Raw genomic sequence first — 7083 nt, forward strand, 5'->3', positions numbered from 1 at the left:
AATTTCTTCATCTTCGGCTCTGACTTGCATTCCGAAAATCCAATCACAGCCCTGCGGGTACTCAAAACCAAGCGTTACAAAAACGCGCGTATAATGATGCTGAATCCGAGGCCGAATCGTCTTAATCGAGCTACTGATTGCAGTTTTACATATAAACCGTATTCTGAAATTTACCTGATCCAGGGACTTGTGCGCCTGATTCTCGAGAAAAAGATGTACGATTCCGAGCGGATTAAGCTTACCGAAGCCGAGATCAAAAAGTTCGTCGAGGACAGCTCTGATTTCGATGTGAAATCGGTCTCGGAGATGACCGGATTAAGTACGGATGATCTGGAACAGCTGGCCAAAGATCTATGCTTGGCCAAGAATACCGTTTTTATCTCGGGTGAGACAATCCGCACCCATTACCAGCGCGATCCAATTATGATTTCGCTCTACAACCTGGCCAAGGTAACCGGCAATCTGTCCGAATCCGGTATACTTCTGCTGGGCGGTGAATCCAACAGCCGTGGATGCTTCCGGATGGGCATGCGCCCCGAACTCTTGCCGTTTGAAGCAGAAAAAAGCGAGCGGGAAAATCTGGCTTCGATCTGGGGTGGCGATATTCCTGAGATGAGCGGGTTTGATACAATCGACATCTTACAGAAAATTGACGAAGAAAAGATCGAATGCGGATTTTTGGTCGGAGTCGACGCGATCGACCACTATCCCGACCGTAACTATATCGAATCATCACTATCCAAACTCGATTTCATGGTGGCCTGTGACCTGTTTTTGACTAACACGGCAAAGATCGCCGACGTAGTCCTGCCACTGTCATCGCACTATGAAACCGACGGTACTTTCTTCAACTGGGAAGGAGTACTCCAGAAGTTTGCTACAGTGATCAAGCGTGTGGGCGAATCTATGCCTGCCTGGCAGATTTTTAACAGGCTTTCTGAACGTTTTGAAAAGCCTTTTGAATACAACAACGCTGACGCAATTTTCCGTCAGTACGCGCCGTTTTTGAATCAGGATAAAATCGAAACGTTCAAAGATGTTCCGGATATGGGATTACGTTTCGAAAAAGATAAGAGCTACCCCGAGGTCGAGTTGACTCCGGTCAAGTATCGCAAGCCGATACACGAGGATCAGCCCCTGATAGTTTTGAGCGGAAACGGCGATCATCATTTTTCACGCAACTTCAGCAGTCGTTCGAAGAGCCTTAACAAGTTCCTGGCAGACCCGTATATCGCGCTGAATCCGAAGGTTGCCGAGGATAACACTATCTCCGAGGGTGATCTGGTTAAACTGGAAAATTCTTGTGGAAAAATAGTTGCCAATGCTGTAATATGGGATGACCTTCCGGGAGATGTTGTGTTTGTACCGGATAATTTCCCGGAAGCGGTCGTCAACGCGCTCAGAAAGCGTGATCATGATATCGACCGGGTGAAACTGGTTAAAATGTAATTATGCTTGAAACTCTGATAATATCGACAATTAAAGTTATAGTGGTTTTTGCCGCACTCTTGACCGCCTGCGCCTATCTGACCCTGTTGGAACGCAGAGTAGTGGCACGTTTCCAGTCACGCCTGGGCCCGATCTACACCGGCCCCAACGGACTGCTTCAGCCGGTTGCCGATCTGGTCAAGCTCCTCTTCAAGGAAGACCTGATTCCCGGTCACGTAGACAAAACTATTTATCTGCTGGCACCATTGGCGGCATTTATCCCGGCAACATTATCGTTTGTAGTGATTCCGTTTGGCTCGACTATCAACCTTTTTGGACGGGAAATCAACCTCGTACTGTCGAATTTCAATGTCGGACTGCTGTATATTTTCGCGGTAACTTCGCTGGGTATCTACGGAGTTATTTTATCAGGATGGGCATCCAACAGCAAGTACTCTCTGTTGGGATCGATTCGCTCCTCGGCCCAGATGATTTCCTACGAAATCAGTATGGGGATGGCAGTGATCGGAGTGGTCCTGATAACCGGCAGTTTGAATATGAACGAAATTGTAAAAGCGCAGTCCGGTCTCTGGAATATCGTCCTGCAGCCGGTCGGATTTTTGATCTTCCTGATTTGCGGAATTGCCGAGACCAACCGCGCACCGTTTGACCTGCCCGAAGCGGAGTCAGAACTTGTAGCCGGATACCATACCGAATATTCCGCCATGAAATTCGGGATGTTTTTCGTGGGCGAATACGCCAACATCATAACGATATCGGCGATCGCCGCCACACTTTATCTGGGTGGCTGGCAGGGACCGACCGACAATCCGATTCTTTCGATTGTCTGGTTCTGCATTAAGACATTTTTATTTGTATTCTTCTACCTGTGGTTACGGGCGACAACCCCGCGCTTCAGGTATGATCAATTGATGAATTTTGGATGGAAAATACTACTGCCTCTGGCAATCGCCAATCTGCTGGTGACTGCTCTGGTAGTATTACTAACGTAAGGTTATATTATGTGGAAGGCATTAAAACAGGTTTTCGTGGCTATACCGATCGGTTTGTTTACGACGCTCAAGAACTTCATTCGCAAGCCGGTCACTATCGCCTATCCGAAGGTCAAACCGCCCATGTATCCGCGTTACCGTGGGCTCCATTTTTTGGAGCGCTACGAAGACGGTACGGAACGCTGTGTCTGTTGCGGTCTCTGCGCCGCCAACTGCCCGGCCGACGCGATCTACATGGAAGGCGCTGAAACCGAGAAAGGCGAACGCTATGCCAAAGTCTATGAGATAAACGAAATCCGCTGTATCTTCTGCGGCTACTGCGAGGAAGCCTGCCCCGAGGAAGCGATCTTTCTGGGCAAGGAATACGAGTTCGCCGCCGATGACCGCGACAAGTTTATCTATACTAAAGATGATCTTCTGGTACCGTGGCCGCGAAAGAAACCGTCCGAGGTCGAGTTCAAGCGCAAAACCCGGCGTCCGGACGTCTATTAAATAAATTGGCTGAAACAAAAGTGGCAGGGTAAGTTTTGGAGTATTTTGTCTTTTTCGCATCAGCGCTGGTAGCGATAGTCTGTTCGCTATTGGTCATAGTGCAGAAAAATCCGGTCGCATCCGTGATCTTCCTGATTATGGCCTTCTTCGCCCAGGCTATCCTCTATATCCAGCTCTCAGCCGTATTTGTGGCAGTACTCCAGATCATAGTCTATACAGGCGCCATCATGGTGCTGTTCTTATTCGTAATCATGCTTCTAAACCTGCGCCGTGACGAGTTCGGGTCCGTCAAAAATCCGCTTCAAAGCTGGTTTGGTCGTGTTTTTGCCATCGTTCTGGTAATCGAACTGGTGGTGATCGTGGCCCGAGGATTCGTATTTAAGGAAGTTCCGTCAGCAATGGAAGAGTTTGGGACAGTTGAACAGGTGGGGACGCTTCTGTTTACCAAATACCTGTTCCCATTCGAGCTGACTTCGATCCTGCTTCTGGTGGCGATGATTGGCGCGGTCGTCCTGGCTATGCGCAGGGAGGAGGAGAAGTAATGGTTCCTCTGGAATATTATCTGATTTTGAGCGGGATTATTTTCACGATCGGTGTCACCGGCGTGATGATTTCACGCAATATTATCATTATCTTTATGTCGATCGAGCTTATGCTCAATGCCGCGAACCTGGCGCTGATTTCGTTTGCCCGACAGTATCAGGATGTCGGCGGTCACATATTCGTGTTTATCGTTATGGCCGTGGCGGCGGCAGAGGCCGCGGTCGGATTGGCTATCATAATTTCTCTATTCAGGAATAAGGATACTATTGACGTCGATGATTTCAACGTCATGAAATGGTAACAACCTATGCTTGATTATGTCTGGCTGATAGTTCTGATGCCATTGATCGGATTTCTGATCAACGGCTTGTTCGGCAACAGGATGTCGCGCGGGATAGTCGCTTTCATCGCCTGCGGAACAGTGTTTACATCATTCGTGATGGCGGTAGTGTCGTTGTTCGAATTGCTGGCACTCGACGCGCATCATCGCTACCATGAAATCTCCAGTCTGTTCAAGTGGATACCGTCTGCCGATTTGCAGGTCGAGATCGGATTTTTACTCGATCCCCTGTCGGCTGTCATGATCCTGGTGGTGACCGGCGTCGGTTTTCTGATCCATGTTTACTCGATCGGGTATATGTCCCATGACAAAGACTTTTCACGCTTCTTTACATATCTGAATTTGTTTACCGGTTCGATGCTTCTTCTGGTTCTGGCAAACAATTTCCTTTTGATGTTTGTCGGCTGGGAAGGTGTCGGGCTGTGTTCGTATCTTCTGATCGGATTCTGGTATCATAAGCAGTCAGCCGCTAACGCCGGCATGAAGGCTTTCGTGGTCAACCGGATCGGAGACTTCGGGTTTTTACTTGGTATGATGCTGATCTTCTGGACTTTTGGATCGCTCAACTACCACCAGGTTTTCGATTCCGCGCTCGGCTTTTTCCATTCGACCACCGGTCATGCCGAAGCGTCCCATGCTTTCACCTTCAACGACCAATTCGGTCTGGGCATGGGAGTATTCACGCTGATAACGATCTTCCTGTTTATCGGCGCAACCGGCAAATCAGCACAGATTCCGCTCTATGTCTGGCTTCCGGACGCCATGGAAGGTCCCACTCCGGTTTCGGCTTTGATTCATGCCGCCACCATGGTTACCGCCGGTGTGTACATGGTCGCTCGTACCAATGTGCTTTACCTGCTGGCACCGGATACGCTCATGCTGGTGGCAATTATTGGAGCGGCTACGGCTTTCTTTGCCGCAACCATGGGTATTGCTCAAAATGACATCAAACGGGTGCTGGCCTACTCCACGGTCAGCCAGCTCGGATATATGTTCCTGGCCTGCGGTGTGGCCGCCTTTGGAGCCGGTATATTCCACTTGATGACCCATGCTTTCTTCAAGGGTCTGCTGTTTTTGGCGGCCGGGTCGGTCATCCACGGTATGAGTGAAATCCAGGATATGCGTCAGATGGGTGGTCTCAAAAACAAGATGCCGGTCACTTTCTGGACTATGCTTCTGGCAACACTGGCAATTTCCGGAATTCCGCTCTTTTCCGGTTTCTTCTCAAAAGATGAGATCCTTTGGCAGACATTTTCATCACACTATGGCGGAACGGTATTCTGGGTTGTCGGATGGATTACCGCCGGCATTACCGCTTTCTATATGTTCCGCCTGATTTACCTGACGTTCTTCGGAAAGAATCGTGCTCCCGAGGATGTCAAAAGCCATATCCATGAGTCCCCGAAAACTATGACACTGCCTTTGGTGGCCCTGGCTGTACTTTCTGTTGTCGGCGGATGGATCGGTATCCCCAAAGCACTTGGCGGCGGAGCCTGGTTCGAAAAGTTTTTACATCCGGTCTTTGCCGATGGTGAAGAGATCATGCACGCGCAGATTGCGCATGGTCATCATGTCGATCACAGCCTCGAGTATATCCTGATGGGCGCAAGCGTGTTGTTGGTTCTGATCGCGATTTTTGTGGCCTTCACTTTCTATCTCAGGAATCCGCAAATCGCGACCAATCTCAAGCAGAAAATGTCCGGCCTGCACAAGGTCATTTACAATAAATACTATGTCGATGAAATCTATTTCGGTGCAATAGTGAGACCGCTGGTAGCGCTGTCGTTTTTCCTCTGGAAAGTTTTCGATGTGGTCATAATCGACGGTTTTGCCAACGGCCTGGCATATATGATCAAGTCATTCTCTGGAAGCTGGCGCAAAATGCAGACCGGTTATCTTAGAAATTACCTGATCATCTTCGTCTTCGGAGTGGTGATCTTAATTGGATATCTGGTGGTTAAGTAGATGGATAGTTCAATACTGACAATTATTACATTTCTGCCCATCGTGGGCGTTCTGGTTCTGGCATTTATTAATCGCGAGAATCACAGCGCTATCAAGTACACGGCCTGGATCGTCACCTTCGTAGACTTCCTGCTGTCTTTGTACATCTATTTCAATTTCGATTCAACCACCGACAAATTCCAGTTCGTCTACGATGTCACCTGGATAAAAGCACTGGGAATCAACTACTCGGTCGGTATTGACGGTATCAGCCTGTGGCTGATAATCCTGACGACATTTCTGGGCTGGCTGGCGATCTGGTCATCCTGGACCGCGATCAAAGACCGCTTGCGTGGCTACATGATATCACTGTTGATACTTCAGACCGGTATGCTGGGCGTGTTTGTTTCCATGGATCTGTTCATGTTCTATGTTTTCTGGGAAGTCATGCTGATCCCAATGTATTTCCTGATCGGTATCTGGGGCGGACCGCGCAAGATCTATGCTACCGTAAAATTTGTTCTGTTCACAATGCTCGGGTCACTTCTGATGCTGGTGGCTATCCTGTTTATATATTTCAAGTCGGGCGGATCGACATTTTCAATCTCGCAGTTGACTGATTTCTGTGTTTCTCTGCCTAAAACTACGCAAATCTGGCTATTTGCCGCTTTTGCGCTGGCGTTTGCGATCAAGGTCCCGATGTTCCCGTTCCATACATGGCTTCCGGATGCTCACGTTCAGGCACCTACAGCAGGTTCTGTAATCCTGGCCGGTGTGCTTTTGAAGATGGGGACCTATGGCTTTTTGCGCTTCTGTATGCCGATGTTCCCGCTGGGCTTTGAAGCCTTTACGCCCGTTATAGCAATGCTGTCGGTAATCGGTATCATCTACGGTGCTTTGGTTGCCATGGTTCAGAAAGATGTCAAATCGCTGGTGGCGTTTTCCTCGGTCTCTCACATGGGGTTCATCATGCTCGGATTGACCGCCCTCAATATGCAGGGTCTCCAGGGCAGTATCCTGCAAATGCTCAATCACGGTATCTCCACGGGCGCGCTGTTTTTGATTGTCGGCATGGTTTACGAGAGACGCCATACACGCATGATCGCTGATTTCGGTGGTTTGTTCAAGTCTATGCCGATCTGGTCCACCTTCTTTATAATTGTCGCGCTCTCCTCGATTGGACTGCCGTTCACCAATGGTTTCGTGGGTGAATTTTTGATCCTTCTGGGCACTTTTGGCAAGAATCCGATCTATGCCGGTATCGCCGCGAGCGGTGTTATCCTGGCCGCGTGTTATATGCTCTGGATGATCAAGCGTGTGCTC

At 49.0% G+C, this 7083-nt stretch carries 7 protein-coding genes; all 7 read left to right on the forward strand.

What is annotated here, in order from left to right:
* Positions 1-1449: molybdopterin-dependent oxidoreductase (locus GF404_13180; GenBank protein MBD3383131.1), on the forward strand; the 1449-nt coding region annotated here is incomplete at its 5' end.
* Positions 1450-1451: 2 nt separating this feature from the next.
* Positions 1452-2441, forward strand: coding sequence for an NADH-quinone oxidoreductase subunit NuoH (gene nuoH / locus GF404_13185; protein ID MBD3383132.1), 990 nt, complete (start codon positions 1452-1454; stop codon positions 2439-2441).
* Positions 2442-2450: 9 nt separating this feature from the next.
* A complete protein-coding gene (gene nuoI / locus GF404_13190) occupies positions 2451-2933 on the forward strand; it encodes an NADH-quinone oxidoreductase subunit NuoI (GenBank protein ID MBD3383133.1) in 483 nt (160 codons plus the stop codon).
* Positions 2934-2968: 35 nt separating this feature from the next.
* Positions 2969-3475: an NADH-quinone oxidoreductase subunit J gene (locus GF404_13195; GenBank protein MBD3383134.1), complete on the forward strand. Its 507-nt coding sequence runs from the start codon at positions 2969-2971 to the stop codon at positions 3473-3475.
* The gene (gene nuoK, locus GF404_13200; protein ID MBD3383135.1) at positions 3475-3777 is read left to right on the forward strand and encodes an NADH-quinone oxidoreductase subunit NuoK; all 303 of its coding nucleotides are present in this window, start codon (positions 3475-3477) and stop codon (positions 3775-3777) included. Before GF404_13195 ends, nuoK begins: the two co-directional genes overlap by 1 nt.
* Before the next feature lie 6 nt (positions 3778-3783).
* Complete coding sequence (nuoL, locus tag GF404_13205) at positions 3784-5781, forward strand: NADH-quinone oxidoreductase subunit L (protein MBD3383136.1); 1998 nt, start codon at positions 3784-3786, stop codon at positions 5779-5781.
* On the forward strand, positions 5782-7083 hold a 1302-nt coding region (locus GF404_13210), incomplete at its 3' end, for an NADH-quinone oxidoreductase subunit M (protein ID MBD3383137.1).

Source organism: Candidatus Zixiibacteriota bacterium, assembly GCA_014728145.1.
Lineage (GTDB): Bacteria > Zixibacteria > MSB-5A5 > JAABVY01 > JAABVY01 > WJMC01.

Bases quoted from the DNA above. Each gene is read 5' to 3' on its own strand.
- nuoI (MBD3383133.1), top strand. From the start codon at position 2,451: ATGTGGAAGGCATTAAAACAGGTTTTCGTGGCTATACCGATCGGTTTG.
- nuoK (MBD3383135.1), top strand. From the start codon at position 3,475: ATGGTTCCTCTGGAATATTATCTGATTTTGAGCGGGATTATTTTCACG.
- nuoH (MBD3383132.1), top strand. From the start codon at position 1,452: ATGCTTGAAACTCTGATAATATCGACAATTAAAGTTATAGTGGTTTTT.
- nuoL (MBD3383136.1), top strand. From the start codon at position 3,784: ATGCTTGATTATGTCTGGCTGATAGTTCTGATGCCATTGATCGGATTT.